We start from the raw sequence: 23,743 nt of genomic DNA on the forward strand, positions 1-23,743 counted from the left end.
GACTCCCCATATCCGGGTGAACGAGAGCCAATCTGCGCTGTGATTGGTTAATGCCCTGTTAATCGGATGGCGCCGCTCAGACCCTGATCGGCTGGTTCAACCCTATGGGAACCGCGTTCTCGCCGAGTTGCGCATCGATCTTTGGGCGCGGCCAGACCACCTCTACGATCGCGCCCCTGCGCTCGGTTTTGAGCTTGTCGGGCTGGTAGGGGTCGGAGCCGTTGGCAAAACTGAGTTCAGCGCCGGAACGCTCGAGCAGGGTCTTGGCGATAAAGAGGCCCAACCCCATGCCCTCGTATTCCGGACGCGCCTTGCGGTCTGTCTCGGTGCGGCGGCGGCGCACGAACGGGTCGCCGATACGGCCGATCATCTGGGGCGGATACCCACGTCCGTCATCCATGATGCGGATCGCGATCTCGTTGTCGGTCCAGGTAGATTCCACCCAGACATTCTCGCGGGCGAAATCCACCGCGTTCTGCACGAGGTTGCGAAGACCGTGGATGATCTCGGGTTTGCGCAGAACCGAGGGCTGCTGATAGCTGCCGCCGGGGGCTGGCCCCTCCTCGAAATGGATCTGTTTCCCACGGTTCATGTGAGGCTCGGCGGCCTCGTTCAGTACGGCGCTCAGCGGCGCCTGACGCAGGTGGAGGTCATCTTTTCCGGCGCGTCCCATGTCGCGCAGGATGTCCCGGCACCGGTCGGCCTGTTCGCGGATCAGGGCGGCGTCCTCGCGCAGGTCGGGGCGGTCTTCCAGTTCCTCTATCAACTCGGCGCTGGCCAGCTTGATCGTTGCAAGCGGCGTGCCGAGCTCATGTGCCGCAGCGGCGACGACCCCGCCGAGATCGGTCAGCTTCTGCTCGCGCGACAGGGCCAGCTGCGTCGCCGCCAGGGCGTCGCCCATCGACCGCATTTCCGAGCTGATCCTTCGGGAATAGGCACCCATGAAGATGATCGCGATGATGATCGCGGCCCAGTTTCCGAATACAAAAACGTCGGGAATACGCAGGATGAAGCCCTGTTCGGTGCGCAGCGGCAAGTGGAACTGCGCCATCAGAGTTACCAGGATAATCGCGGTGCTCCCGATCAGGATGGTCGAGCGCAGCCCCATGACGTTGGCCGATATCGTGACCGGGCCCAGAAGCAGCAAAGCGAAGGGATTGTGCAATCCGCCCGTCAGGTAGAGCAGAAAGGCCAGTTGCAGCAGGTCGAACAAGACCATCAGGAAGTTTTCGGTCTCGGTCAGGCGTTTGTTTTCCGGGAAGACGAAGATGGCGATCAGGTTGCCGATCACCGAAATCCCGATGGCCAGGTAGCAGAGCCCGAGTTCGAGTTGCAGGTGGTACATCTTCTGGGCGACGGTGATGGCCGTCAGCTGACCGGCGATGGCCACCCAGCGCAGCAGGATCAGCGTACGCAACCTGATCCAGTTGCTGCGCGACTGACCGCGCATCAGGCCAATGTCGGAGTCGGTCATCTTGTCCCAGTGCGGTTGTATCGGTTGAGTCAGTTGATAGGTACGCATAATCAAACGTCAACCGTTCCCTCGCCCGGAGTGACTGCCCATGTCCCGACTGTATGCCCTTGTCGCTGCTGCTGTTCTCGTCGCTTTGGGGGGCGGTTTGTGGCTGGCCACCAGCCTGACAACGCCTGAGGATCAGTTCGCCCAATGCCGTGCCAGCCAGGTCGCCGGAGGCACTTCGCAGATCGGCGGACCGTTCGAACTTGTCAATGCAGACGGCGAGACCGTCACCGACAAGGACGTGCTGACCGAGCCGGCGCTGATCTATTTCGGCTACACGTTCTGCCCTGATGTCTGCCCGCTGGACACTGCCCGGAATGCCGAGGTGGTCGACCTGCTGGACGCGCGCGGCAAGCGGATCACGCCGGTCTTCATCTCGATCGATCCGCAGCGCGACACGCCCAAAGTGGTCGGAGATTTCGCCGCGAACCTGCATGAGCGGATGATCGGCTTGACCGGCTCACCCGAGCAGGTGAAGGCCGCGAGCCAAGCCTACAAGACCTACTACAAGGCCCAGCCGGCCGACGACGAATACTACCTCGTCGATCACTCGACCTTCAGTTACCTGGTGCTGCCAGAACACGGCTTTGTCGAGTTCTTCCGCCGCGACACGCCGCCCGAAGAAATGGCTGACCAGATCGCGTGCTTCCTCGACAACGCGTGACCACACTCCGCGTTTGACCTTTGCACGGGTGCCGCTAATACTCCACTGACCAAGGAAAAATAGTATCCGGTGGAGGAGCAGCATGGCGGATTCGGCGCAGAAGGAGATCGGACCAGACAAGTCGCTCTTGCTGGTGGATGACGACGAACCCTTTCTGCGGCGCCTTGCGAAAGCCATGGAGAAGCGCGGGTTCGAGATCGAAACCGCCTCCTCGGTCGCGGCGGGACGAGCAATCGCGACGGCGCGCCCTCCGGCCTACGCGGTCGTGGACCTCCGGCTGGAAGACGGCAACGGGCTCGACGTGGTCGAAGTGCTGCGCGAAAAGCGTCCCGACAGCCGCGTCGTCGTGTTGACAGGATATGGTGCGATCGCGACCGCCGTCGCGGCCGTCAAGATCGGGGCGACCGATTATCTTTCCAAGCCCGCAGATGCGACCGACATAACCAACGCATTGCTTGTTCAATCCGACGAGCTGCCGCCGCCGCCGGAGAATCCGATGAGTGCCGACCGGGTACGCTGGGAGCATATCCAGCGGGTCTATGAGTTGTGCGACCGCAATGTCAGCGAAACCGCGCGGCGCTTGAACATGCATCGCCGGACCCTGCAGCGCATCCTGGCCAAGCGCAGCCCGCGCTGAGCGAGAGCGCAGGAAGCGTGGCGACGCCGCTCGGTCCCGACACGCAGCCCCTGCCCAACGGTGGCTGGTCCGAAGAGATCCGGGTTCTACCCGAGGCGATCGTGGTGCCGCCCGTGGCCGGCGGTTTCATCCAGCCAGCCGGCATCCTTGACGAAGCCGGGCGATATCGGCCGGAGGGCGCGTTGTGGCGCAAGTACCGTGCCCTCACAACCGAACCCGACCCGCCCGCAGCGCCGCCTGAAAGGCTGGTCGGGCGGTGGCTTTGGGGCGGGGTGCTCTGGGCCCATTTCGGGCATTTCCTGGTCGAAAGCAGTGCCAGGCTTTGGGCGCTCGACCATCTGGATACGCCCGTGGACGGTATTCTGTTCATGCCGAAACGGCCGCGGGTCGGCACGGCCATACGCGGTTTTCAGCGCGATTTCATAGGTCTGATGGCTCCGGGTCTACCGATCCGCGTGGTGGCGACACCGACGCGGATCGAAACGCTGGTCGTTCCGGGACAGGGCTTTGGTTTGGGCCTGATAACCGCGGGCACGGAGAAGTTCCGCACCGCGATCCACGATAACTTTGCCCGCGGCGTCGCAGCGGACGGGTCCGAGAAACTCTATATCTCGCGGTCTGCGCTGGGCGCGAGCAAGGGCGGGCTTCTGGGTGAGGAGAAGCTCGAAGAGCTGCTGACGGCGGAAGGGTACACCGTCTTTCATCCGGAAAAGCACGATATCGCGACCCAGGTCGCCCGCTACAAGGCGGCTCGCAGGGTCGTTGCCGCGGATGGATCGGCGCTGCACCTCTTTGCCATGGTCGGTAGGCCGCACCAGTCGGTGGCGATGATCCTTCGGCGCAGGTCGAGCGCAAACAACCTCCTCGCGACCCATGTGGCGCGTTTCACAGGGGTGGAGCCGCTGGTGATCTCGGCGCTGCGCACCGAATGGGTCAGGAAGGGTAGCGGCAAATCGAACCGTCTGTCCTTTGGGGAACTCGATCACGCGCGGATCGGGGTGGCCTTGGCGGACGGCGGGTTTGTCGCGCGTGGTGCGGACTGGCCGGTTCTGAGCGATGCGGAGCGTCAGGTTGCTTTCGCGCAGAAAAAGCTGGACCAGCGCGGTAATTTCATCGAGTCGCCGACCCACGTGCGTCGCCGTCTGCGCGCGGCACGTCGAGCGAAACGGGCGGGCTGACAGCGGGCTAGTCCATCAGAGCCAACAGGTCGGCGTGGCGTTGCAGGAACTCGGCGCGAGTCTCTACGGGCGCGCGCAGGCGAATGTCGAGATCATCCACCAATGTGCGATCCGGCTTGCCGAAGAACCGGTCGGCCTCGACTTCCGAAAAGCCCGCGATGCGGGTCGCCTCCATCCATGCGCTGATCCGGTCAGCCCTCTTGATCTGCCGTTTGACCGTGTCGGGCAGGGTGGCCGGCAAGCCGAACCGGATGTGGATCGCCGCCATCAACCGCCCGTCAAGTTCGCCATAGCTTGGACCCACGGCCGCCTTCACCGGCGAAATCATGTCCCCGATCACGTATTCCGGTGCGTCATGCAGCAGCGCCGCCATCCGCCACTTGGCTGGTGCCTTGGGAACGAGCCGCGTGAACAGCCTTTCGACCAGCAGCGAGTGTTCGGCCACGGAATAGGCATACTCCCCAGCGGTCTGCCCGTTCCACCGAGCGACAAAGGCGAGTCCATGCGCGATGTCCTCGATCTCGATATCGACCGGGGTCGGATCGAGCAGGTCAAGCCGGCGTCCTGACAGCATTCTCTGCCATGCGCGGGGTTTCTGGGCCATGTTGCGTCTCTCCTCGCTTTTCGCGCCTGCCCACTTTCGCGGAACCGATGGTCGTTTCGCCACGTTCTATCCCCGAAGGAGACGATCATGAAACCCGCTTTTGCACCCGCGATATTTATAGCCATGCTGGGCCTGTTCCCAAGCCTCCCGACGTTGGCGACCGCGCAGCCGATGGTCTGCATGCCGCAGTACGAATTGGATGCGGCATTGGTGGATTGGTACGGCGAGCGGGCCCTTCCCGGTCAGGATGGCGACCCGACGACGGTCTGGGTGTCGCCCGAAACCGGCACTTGGTCGGTGGTGCGATACCGCGCGGATGGCAATGGCTGTGTGATCGCGTCGGGTGAAGACTGGAACAAAGCCGCGACACGCCCGGAAGTGGTGGCGGCGCTCAGCGATTAACCGTCGCGTTTCCGTTTGTTGAGAAACCCGGATGAAGCTGCTAGGGGACGCCATCGTTTATGAGAGGGTGCCCCGGAATGGCAAAAGATTACATCGTCAAGGACATCGGCCTCGCGGAATTTGGCCGCAAGGAGTTGGACATCGCGGAAACCGAGATGCCGGGCCTGATGGCTCTGCGGTCGGAATATGGCGAGAGCAAACCGCTGAAGGGCGCGCGCATCGCAGGCAGCCTGCACATGACGATTCAGACTGCGGTCCTGATCGAGACCTTGGTCCATCTCGGTGCGGATGTCCGCTGGGCGTCGTGCAACATTTTCTCGACTCAGGATCACGCGGCCGCGGCGATCGCGGCAGGCGGTACCCCGGTCTTCGCTATCAAGGGAGAAACGCTGGAAGAATACTGGGACTACGCAGACCGCATCTTCGATTTCGAAGATGGCGGCGCGAACATGATCCTCGACGATGGTGGCGATGCGACACTCTATATCCTGATGGGTGCGCGTGTCGAAGAGGGTGAAGAGGACCTGATCGCGGTGCCGACGAGCGAGGAAGAGGAATACCTTTTCGCGCAGATCAGGAAGCGTATCGCCAAGAGCCCGGGTTGGTTCGTCAAGCAACGCCACATGATCAAGGGCGTGACCGAGGAAACCACCACCGGGGTGCACCGTCTCTACCAGATGATGGAAAAGGGTCACCTGCCGTTCCCGGCGATCAACGTCAATGACAGCGTCACCAAGTCGAAATTCGACAACAAGTATGGCTGCAAGGAAAGCCTCGTCGACGGCATCCGCCGCGCCACCGACACGATGATGGCCGGCAAGGTCGCTGTCGTGTGCGGCTATGGCGACGTCGGCAAGGGTTCTGCGGCGTCACTGCGCGGTGCGGGCGCACGTGTCAAGGTAACGGAAATCGATCCGATCTGCGCGCTTCAGGCGGCGATGGACGGGTTTGAGGTCACCACGCTCGAGGATTGCCTGAGCACCGCCGACATCTTCATCACCACCACCGGCAACAAGGACGTGATCCGCATCGAGCACATGCGCGAGATGAAGGACATGGCCATTGTCGGAAACATCGGCCATTTCGACAACGAGATTCAGGTCGCTGCGCTCAAGAACCACAAGTGGACCAACATCAAGGACCAGGTCGACATGATCGAGATGCCTTCGGGCAGCCGGATCATCCTGCTGTCTGAAGGTCGCTTGCTGAATCTGGGCAACGCCACGGGACACCCGTCGTTCGTGATGTCGGCCAGCTTTACCAACCAGGTTCTTGCGCAGATCGAACTCTGGACGAAGGGTGACCAGTACAAGAACGAGGTCTATGTTCTGCCCAAGCACCTGGACGAAAAGGTCGCGCGGCTGCATCTGGATCGGATCGGTGTCAAGCTCTCGACGCTCAGCTCCGAGCAGGCGGCCTATATCGGCGTGACGCCGGAAGGCCCGTTCAAGCCAGAGCATTACCGCTACTGATCTTTTCAGAAGCAATGGTCCTTGCCGCCGGGTGCGGTGGCAAGGACGCCGGATCGCTCAGAACTGGAAGTTGATCCCCGCGAAGACCGACCATTCCGGCATGCCGGTCCCACTGCTCTCCAGCGTGTATTGGGGTTCGATGAAGGTGTTTATCACCGCGCGATCGGTGACGGTCACCTTGCCGACGCCAAGACCCAGCGGGATCATGTAGTTGTCGTTCTCGAAGTTGTACGTCCAGATGGCGGTGGACCGCAGGTACCAGCCTTCGCCCAATTGGTAGAACAGGAAAGGCTGAAAGGCGCCGGAATTGACATCGTCCGCGGAGTCCGGCCCCGCAAAGCTCGCCTGCCATGTCAACAGGTATCCCCATTGGAACTTGGGGTTGGTCGCATTGAACAGAACGTTGGCGAGACCCGCCGACCATTTCTCGCTCCCGAGCTCGGAGTTCGTCGCCGTCGGTGCGGTCAATTGGGGCCCGACGCCAAAACTGATGTTGGGATTGCCGGTGTCGAACAGATACGCAGCAAAAATGTTGAAGTCGCCAACTCCGGTCTCGTGCGACAGGGACGGCCCCGTCGGCAGCGTGTTCACAGGCAGCGTTGCCCGCATGAGCCAGTTGCCGCCAAACAATTGAAACGGAAGGGCTGCGCGAAGGTAGAACTGGTTAGCGTCCGTATCGACCCCGGTCAGATCTCCAACATAGAGATTCTGAAAGCTGACCGTCTTGGTTTGGGCAAGCGGGTTGTTGGCTTGAGCGTCCTCATTCTGCAGGGCGGTTGCAGCGGTCGCATTCTGCTGGGCGGTTGCAGCGGTCGCAGTGAGGCACGCCAGGATCGGGAGCGAAGCGAGAACCCTGAGAAGTCGCATCATGTGAATGTACCTGCTTTTTGGTGCGCTCGCCCGGATAGGGCCGCCCCGCTACGTTTGTAGTCTCGGGAGGAGATTGCACGCTGGATGTCTCGCATGCAACCTTAAGCATCAACGCCTTGCCTTGGTTTGCTTGCGCTGTCGCCTGACCGGTTCTTGCGGGCGATGTGGTTCGCGGCCCGGTGCCCATGTTGCGCAGTCTCGCCGATGGGGCGTTGGCCGAACAAAAATTCTTGTATCGCAGGCACACGCGGCTAACGTTTCAAGGAGGTCTTGGTGGCCTGAATGCAGGAGTTGGAGTTATTATGGGAAAACGCGATGATTTGATCGCGCAATATGCGAATGATCTGAAAACAAAATGTGGCATGACGCCGGACATGGACCTGCTGACGAAGGTCACGATCGGCTGCGGGCCGGCGATCTATGACGCCGACGCCGCGACTGTGGCCGGAACGGACGCGGGCGAACTGGAAACCGTCAAGAACAATTTTCTCATCAAGAAGCTGGGCCTGCCGGACGGGCCCAACCTGATGGAGGCGATCGACAGCGTGATCGAGACCTATGGCAGGTCCGAGCGCAACAAGTATCGCGCTGTGGTCTATTACATGCTGACCAAGCATTTCAGCAAGGAGTCCGTCTACACCTGACAGGGCCGGACTGGAGCCAGCCAAGCGCCCGGCCAGAGGGGTCGGGCGTTTTGCATTTGGGTCAAATGCAAAGGGCTTTGGATTTGCGGAATCATGCCGGAACGCGCTAGTGATGATCCACGGCCAGGATGGTCGGGACCTGAGATTTTCGAGACGCGTGTGGTGAGTAGGTAACACGCGGGGTGAGAGGGAGGGTTCCGGCGCGTCCGGGACCCTTCCGCTGTTTCAACGTCGTGTTTCGACCTGAGCCTTCAATCCGGTTCGGTCTCGCCCAAAGCGCAGACGATGCGCCATTCCTCCTCGGCGACGGGCTGAACCGACAGGCGGGAGTTCTTGACCAGAACCATGTCGTCCAGCCTGCCATCGGCCTTGATCTGGTCCAATGTGACCGGCACCTTGAAGGGCCGCACGGCCTTGATGTCGACGCAGTCCCAGCGTTCGTCGTCGGTGGTGCTGTCGGGGTGGCTTTCCGCGCAGACCTCGACGATTCCGACGATCTTGCGATCCTTCTGGGACAGGTAGAAAAACCCGCGATCCCCCAGCTTCATCTCGCGCATGAAATTGCGCGCCTGGTAGTTGCGTACTCCGTCCCATTCCTCGCCGGCGTCGCCCTTGGCGACCTGCTGCTCCCAGCTCCAGGTCGAAGCCTCGGACTTGAACAACCAGTAGGCCATCAGCCGATCACCTTTTTCCACGCGACGAGATCGACCGCGTCGAACAGCCCAGCCTTGGCATAGGGGTCGTTGTCGGCCCACTTCCGTGCCGTATCCATCGACTCAACATCTAGAATGACCAGCGATCCGATCATCTGTTCGTCTTCCCCCAACAGCGGGCCGGCCTGCGCGACACAGCCGGTTTCTGCGATGTAGTCGAGATGGGCGGCGCGATTGTCGAGCCGGGTCTGCAAGGCTCCGGGCTTGTCCCGGGCGATAAGGGCGATCAGCATGTCATTCCTCCTTCAGGGGTCGCGACAGCAGGTCGGCCATCGCGTCGTTAATCGTGAGATCGGTGTCCAGCAAGCCGACGACCGCGTGGGTGATCGGCATGTCGAGCCCGCTCCGTGCTGCTTCCTGCGCGACGGCGCGCGCGGTGGCTGCGCCTTCCACGGTGATGGACGGATCGAAAGCTTCGCCTCGGCCGAGCGAGAGACCCAGGCGATAGTTGCGCGAGTGATCCGACGTGCAGGTAAGGACCAGGTCCCCCAGCCCGGAAAGCCCTGCCAGGGTTTCGGGCCGCGCACCGCGCGCGATGGCCATGCGCTGCATCTCGGCGTAGCCGCGGGTCAAGAGCGCCGCTCGGGCGCTGTCGCCCAGCCCCGCGCCGATCACCGCACCACAGGCGATGGCAATCACGTTCTTGAGAGCGCCGCCCAGTTCCGCGCCGATCACGTCGCTGGTCCGGTAAAGGCGCAAGTTCGTGGTGGTCAGATCCCGCTGCAGAACCTGCCCCAATGCTTCGTCCGCACAGGCCAGCGTCAGTGCCGTCGGCAACCCGCGCGCGACGTCTGTGGCGAAGCTGGGGCCCGTCAGCAAGGCGATGCGTGCATCGGGCAGGAGGTCTGCGATGACTGCCGCCGCGCCCAACCCGGATTGCAGTTCGACCCCCTTGCAACAAGCGACGAGCGTTTTTCCCGTGAGGATTTCAGCGTGATCACTCACGACTCGCCGCAATTGCTGCATGGGGACAGCCAGCAGCAGGATGTCATTCTTTGCGGTGTGGTCGAAATCTGCGCTCGGGCGCAGGGTGCCGGGCAGTGGCACGCCGGGCAGGTGTTTCGCGTGTTCGCGCGTGTCGCGCATCGCGGCCACCTGTTCTGCGTCGCGCGCCCAGAGATCGACCGGACCCTTGCGTGCCAACGACAGTCCGAGTGCGGTGCCGAAGGCGCCCGCTCCGATGATCCCGACGCTCATGCCTTGGCGCCCTTCCTGCCGCTGCCCAGCAGGGCGGGGCTGATCCGGTCGAGCGGCCATCGCGGGCGTGGCACCAGGTCGAGTCCGTCGCGCGCGCCGGACCGAAACCGCTCCAGCCCGACATAGGCGATCATCGCCGCGTTGTCGGTGCAGAGCGCCAGCGGCGGCGCGGTGAAGGCCGCGCCGGCCTCGTCACAGACGTCTTGCAACGCTTTGCGGATGGTCTGGTTCGCGGCGACGCCTCCGGCCACCGCCAGCACCGGCTGGGTGGGGGCCTCGGCCATGTAGAGCCGCAGCGCGCGGCGTGACTTTTCCGCCAGCACATCCGCTACGGCCGACTGGAACCCGGCGCAGAGATCGGCGCGATCCTGTCGCGTCAGCCCGCCCTTTTCCGCAACGACCTTGTCCCGCAGGCGCAGCAGCGCAGTCTTCAGCCCCGAAAAGGACAGGTTGCAATCGTCGCGGTCCAGCAGCGGACGGGGAAAGGGAAACCGTGTCGCGTCACCCTTTTGCGCCTCGGCCTCGATCGCGGGACCGCCGGGTTGCGGCAGGCCGAGCAGCCGTGCGGTCTTGTCAAAGGCTTCGCCCGGCGCGTCGTCGATGGTGCCGCCCACACGGCTGAATTCGTCCGCACCGCGAGCGATCAGGAATTGGCAATGTCCGCCCGATACCAGCAACATCAGGTAGGGAAAGGCGATCCCGTCCGTCAGGCGCGGCGTCAGGGCATGGCCGGCTAGGTGGTTCACCCCAATGAGCGGCAGGCCGGTCGCAGCGCTGATCCCCTTTGCGCACATCACGCCAGACATCACGCCACCGATCAGCCCGGGCCCGGCGGTAACCGCGATCGCATCCAGATCACCCAGTTCGGTATTCGCCGCGGACAGCGCCTCGCGCACGCAGATGTCGAGCTTTTCGGCATGGGCGCGCGCGGCCAGTTCGGGCACCACGCCGCCAAAGGCGACGTGCAACTCGGCCTGGTCATAGACGATGGAGGACAGGATATCCGCCGGAGCGTTTTCGGTCTGCCTCAGGACGGCCGCGGCGGTGTCGTCGCAACTGCTTTCCAGCCCGAGTATCGTGAGTGTCCGCGCCATCGGCCTCTGACCGTTGCCCTTGTTCCGGCGCGGCGTATCACCCTATGGTTTGCCAAACAATCCCGGTGCGAGCAATGACGCGGCCAAACCCGATCCTGTTGATGACGCGGACTCCGGATGCCTCCGACCGGTTCTATCGTCAATTGCCACCGGATCTGCGGGCGCGACTGGACCTATGCGTATCGCCGCTTATCGGGATCGAGGAAGTCGGAGGAGAGATCGACGTCGCAGATGCGCGTGGAGTCGTCTTCACCTCCTCCAACGGAGTCCTTGTGGCGTCGCGCCGAAGCGCGCGCCGAGACTTGCCGGCGTTCTGTGTCGGTCAGGCGACGACCGATGCGGCCAAGGCTGCCGGCTGGCACGCGCGCTGCCTCGGCGCATCGGCGGAGGAGTTCGTGCCGGCCCTTCTGGCGGAGCAGGTCGAGGCGCCGTTGCTACATCTCAGCGGTACCCATACGCGAGGTGGGGTCGCCGAACGGCTGACCGAGGGCGGTTGCCCGACGCGCGGCCAGGCGATCTATGACCAGGTATTGCTCCCCCTGACGGATGAAGCCACTGTGCTGCTGCAGTCGGGACGTGCGGTGATCGTGCCGATCTTTTCGCCGCGCACCGCTCGGCACTTCGCCGACCAGTGTCCGAAGACGGCGAACCCCTGCCTGATCGCGCTCAGCGCGGCGGTGGCGGCACCGCTGGCGGGCTTGTCCGCCTGGCAACCGTTGGTGGCCGATCGTCCGGATGCCGACAGCATGGCGGCCTGCGTTCAATCGTCCGCCGATCGCTTCTGCCGGGTTGAGAGAAGCGGGGGGGCGCAGTAACATCGCTGGATCGTGTTGGGATAGACGTGAGAATCAAAGGGGTAACCGAACGTGGCGGACAAGAAGAAACCCGAAAAGGTCGAGGAGTCCGGCACCAGTTCCGGGACACCGGATGAACAACGTCCGCTGACGTTGCCCGAGGTAAACCTGTCTCTCGATCCGACCCCCGAACAGAAAACCGAGGCCGAAACAGAAGATGTCCCCGAGGCCGAAAAGTCCGTGACCGATCAATCGGAACTGACGGGCGACAGTGCGGTGGGGACCGGCAGCACGAGCGGTGTTGACGAACCATACGTCTTGCGGGACAGCCAGCCTGAGCCTGAGCCTGAGCCTGAGCCTGAGCCTGAGCCTGAGCCTGAGCCTGAGCCTGAGCGCGTGGTGGAACGTGTGGTCGAAAAACGTGGTGGTTTCGTCGCCGCTTTCATCGGCGGGTTGGTGGCGGCTTGTGTCGGGTTCCTCGCGGCGCGCTCGGATGTGCTCGACCCGATCCTGCCCGAGGCATTCAAGTCACCCGATGTGACCGGCCAGATTTCCGCGCTTGAAACCAACATCGCGGATCAATCGGGCGCGGTTGCCGAGCTGAAAGACCAGGTGTCCGCCATCAGCATACCGGACGTTGCACCGGTCGAGGCGCGTCTGACCGAACTGTCCGAGCGGTTCGACCCGCTCGACCAGTCCGTCAGTGCGTTGGACGACAGCATCACCGCCCTGCGCGACGATCTTTCCGGGTTCGACACCCGGTTGACCGAGCTCGAGAAACGACCGATCGACGAAGGCGTTTCGGATGCGGCCATCGCGGCCTATGAACGCGAACTCGCGAACCTGCAGGCCGCGATGGCGACCCAGAGGACCGAAGTCGAAGCGTTGATCGAAGAGGCGCGCGCGGTCCGGGCCGATGCCGCCGCGCTGGAGCAGGAGGCCGCCGCGTCCGCGCGCGTTGCGGCGAACCAGAACACGATGGCGGCGCTGATGGTCGCGCTTGGAAACGGCGCGCCCTACCAGGGACTGGTCGATGAGCTGACCGCCGGCGGTGTCGATGTGCCGGCCGACCTGTCCGACCCCGCTGCCGAGGGCGTGCCCAGCAGCGCGCTCCTCAATGCCGAGTTCCCCGACGCCGCCCGCGACGCGCTTGCCGCTGCCCGCGCCGCCGAGGCGGACGCTGGCCCAACCGGCCTGTCCGGCTTCCTGCAGCGCCAGCTTGGTGCAAGGTCGGTCGAACCGCGCGAAGGCAATGATCCCGACGCGGTGCTCTCGCGCGCCGAAGCCGCCGTGAAACAGGGCCAGTTCCAGGTTGCGCTGGACGAGATTTCGACGCTTCCCGAGCCGGCGCAAGCCGAGATGGCGGAGTGGGTCGCGCTTGCGCAGACGCGGATCGCCGCTGAAACCGCTGCCCAGTCCCTGTCCACCAGCCTGAATTCTAACTGAAGGACCTGCCATGTTGTGGTCACTGATCAAGATTCTCCTGTTCGTCGCGATCATCGCGGCACTGGCCCTTGGCGCAGGATACCTGATGGAATCCGAAGGCGGTGTGCAGATCACCATGGCCGGGACCGAATACACGCTGGGCCCGCTCCAATCAGTACTCGCGGCGCTGGTCGGCGTGTTCCTCGTCTGGCTCTTTCTGAAGCTCTTGTCGCTGCTGATCGCGACGTGGAAATTTCTCAATGGGGATGAAACTGCCCTGTCGCGCTACTTTGATAGGAACCGCGAACAGAAGGGCTATCAGGCCTTGTCCGACGGGCTGATGGCGCTGGCTTCCGGCGAAGGCAAGCTGGCCATGGCCAAGGCGGCGAAAGCGCAGAAGTATCTGCAGAAGCCGCATCTTACGAACCTCTTGACGGCGCAGGCGGCGGAAATGACCGGCGATACGCGCAAGGCGACCGAAACCTACAAGGAGCTGGTCAAGAACGAGGAAACCCGTTTTGCCGGCGTGCGCGGGATCATGAAGCAGAAGCTCGCGGAAGGGGACACCGAAACCGCGCGCAAGCTGGCCGAGAAGGCGTTCCTGCTGAAGCCCAAGCACGAGGAGGTGCAGGACGTCCTGCTCAAGTTGCAGGCCCAAGCACATGACTGGAGTGGCGCGCGCAACACGTTGAACGCCAAGCTGAAATCAGGCGCGCTACCGCGTGATGTCTATACCCGACGCGAGGCGGTTCTGGCTCTCTCCGAGGCGCAGGACATCCTGGCCGAGGGAGCGTCGATCGAAAGCCAGGAACAGGCGATCGAGGCCAACAAGTTGTCGCCCGATCTGGTGCCCGCCGCCGCACTGGCCGCACGCACCTATGTCGCCAAAGGTAAACCGCGCAACGCGGTTAGGGTTCTCAAGAAGGCGTGGGAGGCGCAGCCGCATCCGGACCTCGCCGCCGCTTTCGCCGAGATCGAACCGGACGAGAGCCCCGAGCAGCGCCTCAAGCGCTTCAGTGCGCTGACGAAGATCCAGCCGCAGCACCCGGAAACCCGCCTGGTCTTGGCGGAGTTGAATATCGTCGCCGAGGATTTCCCCGAGGCGCGCCGTTCGCTTGGTGACTTGTTGCAGAACAACCCGGACGCTCGCGCGCTGACGCTGATGGCGGCGATCGAACGCGGCGAAGGAGCCTCGGATGCGGTGGTGCAGGGCTGGCTCGCCAAGGCGGTGAATGCACCGCGTGCCCCTCAGTGGGTGTGCGAATCCTGCCAGCACATGCACGCGGCCTGGGCACCGGTCTGCGAGAACTGCGAGAGCTTTGATACGTTGAACTGGGTCACGCCACAGACGCCGAACCTGGCCAGCGCAACGGGAGCGCACATGTTGCCGCTGGTGATCGGGGAGCGTGAGTCTGAAAAGCCGTCCGAAGAGGACGTGATCGACGCGACTCCGGTAGACGATCTCGAACCGGAGCCGCCGAAGGACGAGTCCGAAGCCCCCGAGTCGCCGATAAAAGCCTGACGACATAGTACCAAGAGCGCACAGATACGATGATTTGTCGTGTTGGATGGTGCCGATGATAGGACTCGAACCTACGACCCACGCATTACGAATGCGTTGCTCTACCAGCTGAGCTACATCGGCGACGCGGCGGTGTATAGTACCGGGCAGGGGATCAGGCAAGGGATTTGTTGATCCTTTCCCGACCTCCCGCCGGGGGAAATGCCGGCCCCGACGAGGGCCGGCAAAAGCAGCGTCAGTTAGACCAGAACGAAGTCGTTCTCGTCCAGGCTATGCACGTTGCGCAGCATGATCGAGGCATCGTCGGTCTCGATCTTCAGACCGCGTTTCGTGCTGACGGCGCTGTCCAGAACCGCCTGCGCATCGGCGAAGTCGTCCTTTGACAGGATGAGTTCGTCGCGGAAGAAGAAATCTCGCACGACGTTTTTGCCCGACAGGTCCGTGAAGTCGAAGCTGTCAGCGCCAAGACCGCCGACAAAGCGATCGTCTCCGGCGCCATCGACCAGAAGATCCTTGCCGCGGCCCCCGATCATGTAATCGTCGCCGGCCCCCCCGACGATGATGTCGGCGCCCTTGCGTCCGAACAGGAAGTCGTTTTCGCCGCCGCCGAACAGGATATCGTCCTTGCGTGTCCCGAACTCGTGCTGGCTCTCGACCTTTGGCAGATCGAGCGGAATGAGCACCCGATCGATCGCCTGGATTTCGCCGTTTGCCGTGCTGATGTCGGTCAGACCCGAGATGAACGATGCGTTGGCGATCTCGGGGTCGGCATCGACAAGCTCGGTGCCGTCGATGCCCAGTTTTGCGCCCTCAAGCGCCGTGTCGACCAGACGGGTGTCCTGAAGCTCGGCCAGCGTCGCACCCCCGGCCTTGACGTGATAGAGCAGCACGTCGGTCACCAACGTCGCGCCGAGTGCGCCAACCAGCGCTCCGGCGATATCGGCATCCGCCAGATGCGAGACGTCGAGGTCCAGATCGTCCGCCAGCTTGCGGAACGCATCATCGGTCGGCGCGAATACGGTGAAGCTCGCGTCGCGGTCATCGACGACCGCGTCAAGACCCGTCGCCTTGAGCGCCGCATCCAGAACCTCGAAACTGTCATTGCTCTCGGCCACGTCGGCGATGGTCGGGCGCAGCATTGCCTCCTGCACGTCGATCGGCAAAAGCACACGGTCGATGGCCTGAATGACTCCGTTGGTCGCACCGATATTGGTCAGACCGGTGATGAAGTCAGGGTTTTCGACCTCGGGATCGGCATCGACAAGGGTCGTGCCGTTGACGTCGAAGCTGGCGCCGGGCAGCAAGGTGGCCACAGTGCCTTGATCTTGCAGCTGAGATACGGTCGCTGCCCCGTCACGTACATGGTATTTCAGGACGTCCGACAGTGTTTCTGTGCCGAGCGCACCCACCAGCAGGCCGGCGATTTCGGCGTCGGATTTGCCCGCCACATCCAGTCCCAGCGTGTTGCTTGCCAGTTCGATGAAGGCGGCGTCGGTCGGTGCGAAGACTGTGAAGTCTCCCGGCGCGGTGAATACGGCATCTAGGCCTGTTGCGCCCAAAGCGGCTTCAAGAATATCGAAATTCTCGTTCGCGGCGGCGATCTCACCGATGCTCAGCGTCGGGACCGGGTCCGGAGCCGGTGGAAAGATCTTGTTCAGCAGGTCGGACAAGAAACTGAAAAATGACATCTGGGTCTCCCTATTCTTCCTTTTCTGCCAAACGCACACGCGCTTCGTGCGACCAGCCCGTCTGTGGCATTGAACCTCATTCGGGCCGGATCGCGGTATGGATCAGATAAAGAAGGATTGCGACGGACGACCTACGCTCTTGTGAGGTGCCGTGATCGTGGGCCGGCTCGGTTGATCAGCTCTTGGGATCCGTGACCGACCGGGCCTTGGCGCGTTCCAGCCCCAGCTGGTGCTCGCGCCAGATCACGAGAATGTTGCCCGCGATCACCAGCGCCGCACCGGTCAGCATGACCGCGGTCGGGAGCTCGCTGAACCAGACATAGCCGATCAGGATCGCGAATATCATCGAGGCGTAGTCGTACGGGGCCAGCATAGACGCGGGCCCGAAGCGGTAGGAGGACGTGACCAGGATTTGCGCCACACCGCCGATCAAGCCGGCCAGCACCAGCAGGGCGGCGGTTTCCGCCGAGGGCATCTCCCAGCCGAAGGGCAGGGTGAGCAGCGAGATCAGCGAGGCGGTGACCGAGAAATAGAAGACGATTGCAGCGGTGTTCTCGGTCTGCACCAACTGGCGAATGTGAATCTGCACCAGGGCCCGCGTGAGCGTGGCCCCCAGAACCAGCATCGCTCCGAGCGTTGCGCCATCCTGCACGGTGCCGCCGCCCAGGCGCGGCCAGAGCATGATCAAAACGCCGATCAGGCCCAGAACCACGGCACTGATCCGGATCAGACGAATGCGTTCTCCCAGCATCAGTGCGGCCAGGATCAGCGTGAAGATCGGCGTGGCATAGCCGATGGCGGTGACCTCGGGCAGGGGCAACAGACCGAGACCGGCAAAGGTCAGACCCATGCCCGTGGTGCCCAGAAGTCCACGCCAGACATGTCCCATCGGGTTGCGCGTCAAAAGACCGTTGCGCAGCTGACCGCGCAGGGTCAGCCAGACCAGAATCACCGGAATGGCAAAGAAAGAGCGAAAGAACACCGCCTCGCCCGGAGGGACGTCGTCGGAAGTGGCCTTGATGATCGCGGACATGACCGTGAACAGGAAAATCGCGCTGAGCTTGAGGAGGACCGCAAGCCCGGGTCGATGCGATGTTAAGTTTATGGTCATGGCGACAGGTCTGCGCCCAGTTGCGTCAAAGTGCAAGATGCGCCGTCGGCTTGTCTCGCAGCGCGCCATTCGCCATGCTGGCGACGATCGCGGCAGACAAGGTGGAATCGGTTTGGCGAACGAAAAGGAACTGCTGACGAAACTTCTGGAAATGTCCCATTACGAAGTGGGTGGGCAGCCTGCCGACCTGCGCGACACGGATGTTCTGATCACCTCGCTGATCGACGGAGAACGGGCCCCGGTCGCCGCCTCGCTGATGGCATCGCGAATCGCCGCGGAAGGCGATCGCAAGGTGCTGCGCGGCGTGCTCATGGGCTCGGCGCTCAGGCGGAGACGGGCGATCCTGATGACCAAGGCGAATTTTGACGCCTTCACGATTACCCTGCCGGCCGTTGCGCTCAGCGCTTCGCTCAGCGCCCTGATCTTCTTCAACACCTCTGCCCTGGGCCCGGTTTCGGCCACCTATATCGGGGTCCTGTCCTTCGTCGCGGCGGCGGGGTTGCTTTTCCTGCGGCTGGTCTGGGGGTTTCGGGTCGAGCAGACCGAGGCCGACATCAAGACGATCGAGGCAGTGGCCGATCTGATCAAGCTGTGATGTGGACGGGTGGCGCGAAATCTCGGAGATGGCAATTTCGCGCTGGACATACTATATTAAGGCCGATCGCGTATTAGATAGCGCCGAAAGGAGCCCGCAATGACACCGTTTGAGATCGTCGCGACGTTGTCCGTCACCAGCCTTGTCGGGGCAGGTGCCTTTGCGGCCTATCGGGTGCAGCAGCAAATGACTGACCTGAGACCGCAGGACGACATGCGTGTGGCCGAACTGCTGGCTGACATGCCCAACGGCCACAACTCCAAGATTCTGCTGGACTGACCCGTCGCGCCCGGGTCAGCCGATCACACCGCGATTTCCACCGACCTGACCACGATGCAACAGCAGGTGGTCAAGCAAAACGCAAGCCATCATCGCCTCGCCCACCGGCACGGCGCGAATTCCGACGCAGGGATCGTGACGCCCCTTCGTTATGATTTCCGTCTCTTCGCCCGTGCGGGTGATCGTCTTGCGCGGAGTGAGGATCGAACTTGTCGGTTTGACCGCGAAGCGCACGACCACGTCCTGTCCGGTACTGATGCCCCCGAGAACGCCACCTGCGTGATTTGACGAGAATTCGGGCCCGCCGGGTCCCATCCGGATTTCATCGGCGTTGAGTTCGCCCGTCAGCATGGCAGCGGACATACCCTCGCCGATTTCGACACCCTTGACCGCATTGATGCTCATCATCGCCGCGGCGAGGTCGGTGTCGAGCTTGCCGTAGACCGGTGCGCCCAGTCCTGCTGGAACATTTCGCGCGGTGACTTCGATGACGGCGCCAACGGAACTGCCCGACTTGCGAAGGGAATCGAGGTAATCGGCCCATTTGATCGCAGCGTTGGCGTCGGGCACCCAGAAGGGGTTACGTTCGATCTGGTCCCAGTCGAATCGGTCGCGGTCAATCGTGTGCGGACCCATCTGCACCATGTAGCCGGTGATCTGCAGATCGGGCACAATCGCCTTGATCGCCTCGCGCGCCAGACCTCCTGCCGCAACGCGGGACGCGGTTTCTCGGGCCGAGGAGCGCCCGCCGCCGCGATAGTCGCGGATGCCATACTTCCGGAAATAGGTGATGTCTGCATGACCGGGCCGGAATTTGTCCCTGATGTCGGAATAGTCCTTGGAGCGTTGATCGGTGTTCTCGATCATCAGTTGCACCGGGGTTCCGGTGGTCACGCCCTCGAAGGTGCCGGACAGGATTCGCACCGCGTCGGCCTCGCGCCGCTGGGTGGTGTACTTGTTCTGGCCCGGTTTGCGCTTGTCCAGCCAATGCTGCAGCACCTTCTCGGTCACCGGAACGCCGGGCGGGCAGCCATCGACCGTGGCCCCGATGGCCGGTCCGTGGCTTTCGCCCCATGTGGTGACTCGGAACAGGTGTCCGAAGCTGTTGATGGACATGGGCAGGCTCTCCGTTTGAGCCGTGCTTAGCGGGGCCGGAGGGCGGTCGCAAGCGGATGTGCCGTTCGGGGGCGCTGCCCCCGTCGCCCGTGTGGGCGACTCCCCCGGAGTAATTTCCCGAAGATGAAGACCGGGCGCTTGCCATTTCGTCGTGGCGGGCCTAACTGTGAAAGTACCTCGGGGAGTCCTTGAAAGGGCTGAGACGCACCGTGCGGACCCGTTGAACCTGAACCGGCTCATACCGGCGGAGGGAAGGTAAGGACATTCTCCCCCTTGACCCTGTCGCCGCAACTGGAGGATGCCATGAAGTATCTCGTGTTTGCAGCGGGCGTGATTTCGGCAACGGCGGCACATGCCGAATTGCCCGAACTTACCGTCTATACCTATGACAGCTTCGTGTCCGACTGGGGCCCCGGTCCCGTGATCGAGGCGGAGTTCGAGAAGACATGCGGCTGCGATCTGAAGCTGGTCGCCGCCGGTGACGGCGCTTCGCTTCTCGCACGGGTTCGGTTGGAAGGGGCGCGCAGCGACGCGGATGTCGTGCTGGGGCTGGACACCAACCTGACAGCAGCGGCGACCGAGACCGGGTTGTTCGCCCCGCATGCGGTGCAAGCCGACTTCGATTTGCCGATCGATTGGTCGGATGAGATCTTCGTACCCTACGACTGGGGCTACTTTGCCTTCGTGCACGAGGCGGATGTCACGGCACCGGTAAATTTCCGGGAACTGGCCGAGAGCGAGATGCGCATCGTGATCCAGGACCCGCGGTCGTCGACGCCGGGGCTCGGCTTGCTGATGTGGGTCAAGGCGGCCTATGGCGCTCAGGCGGGCGACATCTGGGCCGGTCTGTCGGACAACATCGTCACCGTGACCAAGGGGTGGAGCGAGGCCTATGGACTGTTTCTGGAGGGCGAGGCCGACATGGTGCTGTCCTACACGACGTCGCCCGCCTATCACCTGATCGCCGAGGAGGACGCGAGCAAGGCCGCGGCGCTGTTCGACGAGGGCCACTACCTGCAAATCGAGGTGGCGGGCAAGCTGGCCGCGACGGATCAGCCTGACCTTGCCGATGCGTTCTTGGAGTTCATGGTGGGTGAGGCGTTTCAGTCGGCGATTCCGACGACGAACTGGATGTATCCGGCCGTAACGCCCGCTTCGGGGCTGCCGGACGGGTTCGAGACGCTTGTGCAACCCGACCGGGCCCTGTTGGTGCCGGCGGCAGAGGCCCCTTCCGTCAGGGATGAGGCGCTGGCCGAATGGCTGGGCGCGCTCAGCCAGTAACGCCCGCGCCCGGGGTCGGAGCGGCGGTTCTTGTCGCCGCGCTGATCCTCGGAACGCTGGTCGCGGTTGCGCTGCGCGCCGAAGGCGGGCGTGGGCTGGGACCAGCGGATTGGGCAGCGGTGCGGTTCACCTTGCTGCAGGCGGCGCTGTCGGCACTGTTCAGCGTGGCGCTGGCGGTCCCGGTGGCGCGGGCCTTGGCGCGGCGGCGTTTCGCGGGACGGCGTGTGCTGATCGTATTGCTCGGCGCACCGTTCATTCTGCCTGTCATCGTCGCGGTGCTGGGCCTGCTGGCCGTGTTCGGGCGCAGTGGATGGATCAGCGATGCTCTTGGACTGGTTGGTGTGCCTCCGGTTCAGATCTATGGCTTGCACGGTGTCGTGCTGGCGCACGTGTTCTTCAACCTGCCTCTGGCGACACGGCTGATCCTGCAGGGGTGGCAGGAAATCCCTGCGGAGCGGTTCCGCCTCGCCGCACAGCTTGGGGCCGGGCCGCGGGCGATCCGGCGTCTTTTGGAATACCCTATGCTGGCGCAAACCGTGCCGGGCGTGATGGCGGTGGTTTTCGCGATCTGCCTCACAAGTTTTGCGGTGGCACTGACGCTGGGGGGTGGTCCGCGGGCGACGACGATCGAACTGGCGATCTACCAGGCCTTCCGCTTCGATTTCGACCTCGGGCGCGCTGCCCTGCTGGGCTGCATACAGATTGCACTGACGGGAGCGGCGGCACTTGCGGCACTCTCGGTGGCGCGGGGTGATGGTCTGGGCGACGGACTCGACCGTCCGCTGCAGCGCTGGGATGCGCTTAGCCGGATCGCACTTGGCCTCGATACGCTTGTGATCGCACTGGCCGTGCTTTTCCTTCTGCTGCCGCTGGCCGCGATCATTGTGGCGGGCGTGCCGGGGCTGCCGCTTCTGCCGGTCTCGGTGCTGGTGGCGGCGGGGAACTCGGTGGTGGTGGCGGGGCTCAGCACGCTGCTCCTATTGCTGTTGGCGGTCCCGATGGCGCTGGCCGTGGCGGTCGGGTGGTCGCAGGGCGTCGAACTTGCCGGCTTGCTGGGCCTTGCGGTTTCGCCCCTTGTGATCGGCACCGGACTCTTCGTCATTATCCGGCCGCTGGCCGACCCAACGGCGTTGGCCTTGCCGGTGACGGCACTGGTCAACGCGCTGATGGCCCTGCCCTTCGCGCTGCGCATCCTCGTGCCGAGCGCGCGACAGGTGGTCGACCGTCACGGGCCGCTTGCCGTCTCGCTGGACATGGCGGGAATGCCCTTCCTGCGCCGGATCGCCGTGCCGCGGATGCGGGCGCAGATCGGGTTTGCCGCCGGGTTGACGGCGGCGCTGTCGATGGGCGACCTCGGCGTGATCGCCCTGTTCGCGGATGCCGAGCGCGCGACCCTGCCGTTGCAGGTGTACAGATTGATGGGCGCGTACCGGATGGAAGCGGCGGCGGGAGCAGCGCTGTTGTTGCTGATCCTGTCGGTCGCGCTGTTCTGGATCCTGGATCGCGGAGGACGCTGGCATGCTGAAACTTGAACGGTTGGTCATCGACAATGGTGGCTTCCTCCTGTCCGCGGACCTTTCCGCGACTGCTGGCGCCAAGTACGCGGTGATCGGACCATCGGGGGCCGGCAAATCAACGTTGATCGGCGGGATCGCCGGGTTTCATCCGATCAAGAGCGGGCACATTCTTTGGCAGGGGGCCGAGATCACGGACGCCTTGCCCGGCAAACGGCCGGTGGCGATGTTGTTTCAGGATGGAAACCTGTTCCCGCATCTGAGCGTGGAGCAGAATATCGAACTGGGGATCGATCCAGACCTGCGCCTGTCCCCCGACGATCAAGAGAGGGTTGCGCAGGCGATCCATCGCGTCGGTCTGGCGGGACTGGGCACGCGACGGCCTGCCGCACTTTCGGGCGGGCAGCAGAGCCGTGCCGCCCTGGCGCGGGTACTGGTGCAGGGGCGTCCGCTTCTGATGCTCGACGAGCCCTTCGCGGCCCTGGGTCCGGCGCTGAAGGCTGACATGCTCGATCTCGTCGATACACTGGTCCGTGAGAGCGGCGCGACTCTGCTGATGGTCAGTCACGACCCCGCCGATGCGCGTCGGATCGCTGACGAGGTTATCCTGGTGGCCGAAGGGATCGCGCACCCGCCGCAGCCGACCGCGAAACTGCTGGATGATCCGCCTCCCGCCCTGCGCGCCTATCTCGGTGCGCCGGACTTGCCCTGAACGCCCGCTTCTGCGAGGTCGTGTCGACCGCAGGAGAGACAGAATGCATCCGAACCCGGCTTTCCATACCGCCACGGTGCGGCAGAACCTGGATTTCGCGCGCGAACGCGGCTTCGGCATTCTGGCGGTACAGGCCGACGGCGGGCCGCTTGTGTCGCATGTGCCGTTTCTGCTGAACACGGCGGGGGATGTCGTCGAGCTGCACCTGGTGCGCTCAAACCCGATTGCCCGGGCGCTCGCAACACCGCTCTCGGCTAGGATCGCGGTTTCTGGACCGGACGGGTATATCTCTCCCGACTGGTATGACCTGCCCGACCAGGTGCCGACATGGAACTATGTCGCCGTTCACCTGGTCGGCACACTGGAACTGCGGCCGCAGGGGGAGCTGCGTGACCTGCTCGACCGGCAATCGGCCCTGTTCGAGGAGCGGCTTTTGCCGAAGACTCCGTGGCGCACCGACAAGATGGACAAGGATACGCTGGCACGGATGATGTGCGCGATCGTGCCGTGCCGGATGTCGGTGACCGGAGTCGACGGCACCTGGAAGCTCAACCAGAACAAACCCGACGCGGTTCGGTTGCGCGCCGCAGATCATGTGGATGCTTACGGAATCGGAGCCGAAACGCGAATCCTTGCGGCGCTGATGCGCGGAGCCGAAGGGCAGGGCTGACGCGGCTCATTTCGATTTCGTTTGCAACGGAAACCCACTAGG

25 protein-coding genes, 1 tRNA gene and 1 riboswitch are annotated in these 23,743 nt (G+C 63.5%); of the genes, 15 read left to right on the top strand and 11 right to left on the bottom strand.

The features are described from left to right. Positions 1–76: 76 nt before the first annotated feature. Positions 77–1,474 carry a sensor histidine kinase RegB gene (gene regB / locus JF290_RS10725; protein ID WP_199024869.1) on the bottom strand — a complete coding sequence of 466 codons (1,398 nt, stop codon included), beginning with the start codon at positions 1,472–1,474 and terminating at the stop codon, positions 77–79. Positions 1,475–1,562: 88 nt separating this feature from the next. Here regB and JF290_RS10730 point away from each other — a divergent pair, with 88 nt between their 5' ends. From JF290_RS10730 to JF290_RS10740, 3 genes are all read left to right on the top strand, one after another. Continuing rightward, positions 1,563–2,183, top strand: coding sequence for an SCO family protein (locus JF290_RS10730; RefSeq protein WP_199024870.1), 621 nt, complete (start codon positions 1,563–1,565; stop codon positions 2,181–2,183). A gap of 82 nt (positions 2,184–2,265) precedes the next feature. Beyond that, the gene (locus JF290_RS10735; RefSeq protein WP_199024871.1) at positions 2,266–2,820 is read left to right on the top strand and encodes an ActR/PrrA/RegA family redox response regulator transcription factor; all 555 of its coding nucleotides are present in this window, start codon (positions 2,266–2,268) and stop codon (positions 2,818–2,820) included. A gap of 17 nt (positions 2,821–2,837) precedes the next feature. Next, the gene (locus tag JF290_RS10740) at positions 2,838–3,998 is read left to right on the top strand and encodes a glycosyltransferase 61 family protein (RefSeq protein ID WP_199024872.1); all 1,161 of its coding nucleotides are present in this window, start codon (positions 2,838–2,840) and stop codon (positions 3,996–3,998) included. A gap of 7 nt (positions 3,999–4,005) precedes the next feature. Here the strand turns inward: JF290_RS10740 and JF290_RS10745 are convergent, their stop codons facing one another. Next, positions 4,006–4,602 carry an HD domain-containing protein gene (locus JF290_RS10745; RefSeq protein ID WP_199024873.1) on the bottom strand — a complete coding sequence of 199 codons (597 nt, stop codon included), beginning with the start codon at positions 4,600–4,602 and terminating at the stop codon, positions 4,006–4,008. Between the two features lie 87 nt (positions 4,603–4,689). On the opposite strand from JF290_RS10745, the gene JF290_RS10750 reads away from it, so the two are divergent. Further along, complete coding sequence (locus JF290_RS10750; RefSeq protein ID WP_233155267.1) at positions 4,690–5,004, top strand: S-adenosyl-L-homocysteine hydrolase; 315 nt, start codon at positions 4,690–4,692, stop codon at positions 5,002–5,004. A gap of 77 nt (positions 5,005–5,081) precedes the next feature. After that, on the top strand, positions 5,082–6,476 hold the full coding sequence (ahcY, locus tag JF290_RS10755) for an adenosylhomocysteinase (protein WP_199024874.1): 1,395 nt from the start codon (positions 5,082–5,084) through the stop codon (positions 6,474–6,476). A gap of 57 nt (positions 6,477–6,533) precedes the next feature. On the opposite strand, the gene JF290_RS10760 is transcribed toward ahcY, so the two are convergent. Then, on the bottom strand, positions 6,534–7,346 hold the full coding sequence (locus JF290_RS10760; RefSeq protein WP_233155268.1) for a hypothetical protein: 813 nt from the start codon (positions 7,344–7,346) through the stop codon (positions 6,534–6,536). 302 nt (positions 7,347–7,648) lie between these two features. Here JF290_RS10760 and JF290_RS10765 point away from each other — a divergent pair, with 302 nt between their 5' ends. Then, positions 7,649–7,990: a DUF2853 family protein gene (locus tag JF290_RS10765; protein ID WP_199024875.1), complete on the top strand. Its 342-nt coding sequence runs from the start codon at positions 7,649–7,651 to the stop codon at positions 7,988–7,990. Positions 7,991–8,241: 251 nt separating this feature from the next. Here the strand turns inward: JF290_RS10765 and JF290_RS10770 are convergent, their stop codons facing one another. From JF290_RS10770 to tsaD, 4 genes are read right to left on the bottom strand one after another with little or no spacing between them, the layout of a single operon-like run. After that, positions 8,242–8,664, bottom strand: coding sequence for an EVE domain-containing protein (locus JF290_RS10770; RefSeq protein WP_199024876.1), 423 nt, complete (start codon positions 8,662–8,664; stop codon positions 8,242–8,244). Next, positions 8,664–8,936, bottom strand: coding sequence for a YciI family protein (locus JF290_RS10775; protein WP_199024877.1), 273 nt, complete (start codon positions 8,934–8,936; stop codon positions 8,664–8,666). Before JF290_RS10775 ends, JF290_RS10770 begins: the two co-directional genes overlap by 1 nt. 1 nt (position 8,937) lies before the next feature. After that, entirely contained in the window at positions 8,938–9,900 is a 963-nt protein-coding gene (locus JF290_RS10780) for an NAD(P)H-dependent glycerol-3-phosphate dehydrogenase (protein WP_199024878.1), read from the bottom strand. Continuing rightward, positions 9,897–10,994: a tRNA (adenosine(37)-N6)-threonylcarbamoyltransferase complex transferase subunit TsaD gene (gene tsaD / locus JF290_RS10785; protein ID WP_199024879.1), complete on the bottom strand. Its 1,098-nt coding sequence runs from the start codon at positions 10,992–10,994 to the stop codon at positions 9,897–9,899. The genes JF290_RS10780 and tsaD overlap by 4 nt, the downstream gene beginning before the upstream one ends. 74 nt (positions 10,995–11,068) lie before the next feature. Here tsaD and JF290_RS10790 point away from each other — a divergent pair, with 74 nt between their 5' ends. The 3 genes from JF290_RS10790 to JF290_RS10800 are packed head-to-tail and all read left to right on the top strand — an operon-like array spanning position 11,069 to position 14,735. After that, positions 11,069–11,809 (top strand): uroporphyrinogen-III synthase, encoded by a 741-nt coding sequence (locus JF290_RS10790; protein WP_199024880.1) that lies wholly within the window; start codon positions 11,069–11,071, stop codon positions 11,807–11,809. 51 nt (positions 11,810–11,860) lie between these two features. Further along, the gene (locus JF290_RS10795; RefSeq protein ID WP_199024881.1) at positions 11,861–13,234 is read left to right on the top strand and encodes a COG4223 family protein; all 1,374 of its coding nucleotides are present in this window, start codon (positions 11,861–11,863) and stop codon (positions 13,232–13,234) included. A gap of 10 nt (positions 13,235–13,244) precedes the next feature. Further along, positions 13,245–14,735, top strand: a complete 1,491-nt coding sequence (locus JF290_RS10800) for a heme biosynthesis protein HemY (protein WP_199024882.1) — start codon at positions 13,245–13,247, stop codon at positions 14,733–14,735. 47 nt (positions 14,736–14,782) lie between these two features. Here the strand turns inward: JF290_RS10800 and JF290_RS10805 are convergent. The 3 genes from JF290_RS10805 to JF290_RS10815 form a co-directional block, all read right to left on the bottom strand. Further along, a tRNA-Thr gene (locus JF290_RS10805) sits at positions 14,783–14,858 on the bottom strand. A gap of 116 nt (positions 14,859–14,974) precedes the next feature. Continuing rightward, positions 14,975–16,423 carry a fasciclin domain-containing protein gene (locus JF290_RS10810; RefSeq protein WP_199024883.1) on the bottom strand — a complete coding sequence of 483 codons (1,449 nt, stop codon included), beginning with the start codon at positions 16,421–16,423 and terminating at the stop codon, positions 14,975–14,977. 175 nt (positions 16,424–16,598) lie between these two features. Continuing rightward, a complete protein-coding gene (locus tag JF290_RS10815; protein ID WP_199024884.1) occupies positions 16,599–17,534 on the bottom strand; it encodes a DMT family transporter in 936 nt (311 codons plus the stop codon). A gap of 112 nt (positions 17,535–17,646) precedes the next feature. Between JF290_RS10815 and JF290_RS10820 the strand changes: the two genes are divergently transcribed. Continuing rightward, a complete protein-coding gene (locus tag JF290_RS10820; RefSeq protein ID WP_199024885.1) occupies positions 17,647–18,129 on the top strand; it encodes a hypothetical protein in 483 nt (160 codons plus the stop codon). Positions 18,130–18,228: 99 nt separating this feature from the next. Next, positions 18,229–18,408: a hypothetical protein gene (locus JF290_RS10825; RefSeq protein ID WP_199024886.1), complete on the top strand. Its 180-nt coding sequence runs from the start codon at positions 18,229–18,231 to the stop codon at positions 18,406–18,408. Positions 18,409–18,423: 15 nt separating this feature from the next. Here JF290_RS10825 and aroC read toward each other — a convergent pair whose 3' ends face one another. After that, the gene (gene aroC, locus JF290_RS10830; protein ID WP_199024887.1) at positions 18,424–19,524 is read right to left on the bottom strand and encodes a chorismate synthase; all 1,101 of its coding nucleotides are present in this window, start codon (positions 19,522–19,524) and stop codon (positions 18,424–18,426) included. 168 nt (positions 19,525–19,692) lie between these two features. After that, positions 19,693–19,794: riboswitch (TPP riboswitch) on the top strand. Between the two features lie 33 nt (positions 19,795–19,827). Between aroC and thiB the strand changes: the two genes are divergently transcribed. From thiB to JF290_RS10850, 4 genes are read left to right on the top strand one after another with little or no spacing between them, the layout of a single operon-like run. Next, positions 19,828–20,805: a thiamine ABC transporter substrate binding subunit gene (gene thiB, locus JF290_RS10835; RefSeq protein ID WP_199024888.1), complete on the top strand. Its 978-nt coding sequence runs from the start codon at positions 19,828–19,830 to the stop codon at positions 20,803–20,805. Then, positions 20,781–22,337, top strand: coding sequence for an ABC transporter permease family protein (locus JF290_RS10840; protein ID WP_199024889.1), 1,557 nt, complete (start codon positions 20,781–20,783; stop codon positions 22,335–22,337). Before thiB ends, JF290_RS10840 begins: the two co-directional genes overlap by 25 nt. Then, positions 22,324–23,031, top strand: a complete 708-nt coding sequence (locus JF290_RS10845; protein ID WP_199024890.1) for a thiamine ABC transporter ATP-binding protein — start codon at positions 22,324–22,326, stop codon at positions 23,029–23,031. The genes JF290_RS10840 and JF290_RS10845 overlap by 14 nt, the downstream gene beginning before the upstream one ends. A gap of 43 nt (positions 23,032–23,074) precedes the next feature. Further along, positions 23,075–23,701: an FMN-binding negative transcriptional regulator gene (locus JF290_RS10850; RefSeq protein WP_199024891.1), complete on the top strand. Its 627-nt coding sequence runs from the start codon at positions 23,075–23,077 to the stop codon at positions 23,699–23,701. Positions 23,702–23,743: the final 42 nt, after the last annotated feature.

Origin of the sequence: Sedimentitalea arenosa, from assembly GCF_016428585.1 — a bacterium.
Taxonomy (GTDB): Bacteria; Pseudomonadota; Alphaproteobacteria; order Rhodobacterales; family Rhodobacteraceae; genus Sedimentitalea; species Sedimentitalea arenosa.

Coding starts and splice junctions, on each gene's coding strand:
- regB (WP_199024869.1), bottom strand. CDS start 1,474: ATGACCGACTCCGACATTGGCCTGATGCGCGGTCAGTCGCGCAGCAAC.
- JF290_RS10730 (WP_199024870.1), top strand. CDS start 1,563: ATGTCCCGACTGTATGCCCTTGTCGCTGCTGCTGTTCTCGTCGCTTTG.
- JF290_RS10735 (WP_199024871.1), top strand. CDS start 2,266: ATGGCGGATTCGGCGCAGAAGGAGATCGGACCAGACAAGTCGCTCTTG.
- JF290_RS10745 (WP_199024873.1), bottom strand. CDS start 4,602: ATGGCCCAGAAACCCCGCGCATGGCAGAGAATGCTGTCAGGACGCCGG.
- JF290_RS10750 (WP_233155267.1), top strand. CDS start 4,690: ATGAAACCCGCTTTTGCACCCGCGATATTTATAGCCATGCTGGGCCTG.
- ahcY (WP_199024874.1), top strand. CDS start 5,082: ATGGCAAAAGATTACATCGTCAAGGACATCGGCCTCGCGGAATTTGGC.
- JF290_RS10760 (WP_233155268.1), bottom strand. CDS start 7,346: ATGATGCGACTTCTCAGGGTTCTCGCTTCGCTCCCGATCCTGGCGTGC.
- JF290_RS10765 (WP_199024875.1), top strand. CDS start 7,649: ATGGGAAAACGCGATGATTTGATCGCGCAATATGCGAATGATCTGAAA.
- JF290_RS10770 (WP_199024876.1), bottom strand. CDS start 8,664: ATGGCCTACTGGTTGTTCAAGTCCGAGGCTTCGACCTGGAGCTGGGAG.
- JF290_RS10775 (WP_199024877.1), bottom strand. CDS start 8,936: ATGCTGATCGCCCTTATCGCCCGGGACAAGCCCGGAGCCTTGCAGACC.
- JF290_RS10780 (WP_199024878.1), bottom strand. CDS start 9,900: ATGAGCGTCGGGATCATCGGAGCGGGCGCCTTCGGCACCGCACTCGGA.
- tsaD (WP_199024879.1), bottom strand. CDS start 10,994: ATGGCGCGGACACTCACGATACTCGGGCTGGAAAGCAGTTGCGACGAC.
- JF290_RS10790 (WP_199024880.1), top strand. CDS start 11,069: ATGACGCGGCCAAACCCGATCCTGTTGATGACGCGGACTCCGGATGCC.
- JF290_RS10800 (WP_199024882.1), top strand. CDS start 13,245: ATGTTGTGGTCACTGATCAAGATTCTCCTGTTCGTCGCGATCATCGCG.
- JF290_RS10810 (WP_199024883.1), bottom strand. CDS start 16,423: ATGTCATTTTTCAGTTTCTTGTCCGACCTGCTGAACAAGATCTTTCCA.
- JF290_RS10815 (WP_199024884.1), bottom strand. CDS start 17,534: ATGACCATAAACTTAACATCGCATCGACCCGGGCTTGCGGTCCTCCTC.
- JF290_RS10825 (WP_199024886.1), top strand. CDS start 18,229: ATGACACCGTTTGAGATCGTCGCGACGTTGTCCGTCACCAGCCTTGTC.
- aroC (WP_199024887.1), bottom strand. CDS start 19,524: ATGTCCATCAACAGCTTCGGACACCTGTTCCGAGTCACCACATGGGGC.
- thiB (WP_199024888.1), top strand. CDS start 19,828: ATGAAGTATCTCGTGTTTGCAGCGGGCGTGATTTCGGCAACGGCGGCA.
- JF290_RS10840 (WP_199024889.1), top strand. CDS start 20,781: ATGGCTGGGCGCGCTCAGCCAGTAACGCCCGCGCCCGGGGTCGGAGCG.
- JF290_RS10845 (WP_199024890.1), top strand. CDS start 22,324: ATGCTGAAACTTGAACGGTTGGTCATCGACAATGGTGGCTTCCTCCTG.
- JF290_RS10850 (WP_199024891.1), top strand. CDS start 23,075: ATGCATCCGAACCCGGCTTTCCATACCGCCACGGTGCGGCAGAACCTG.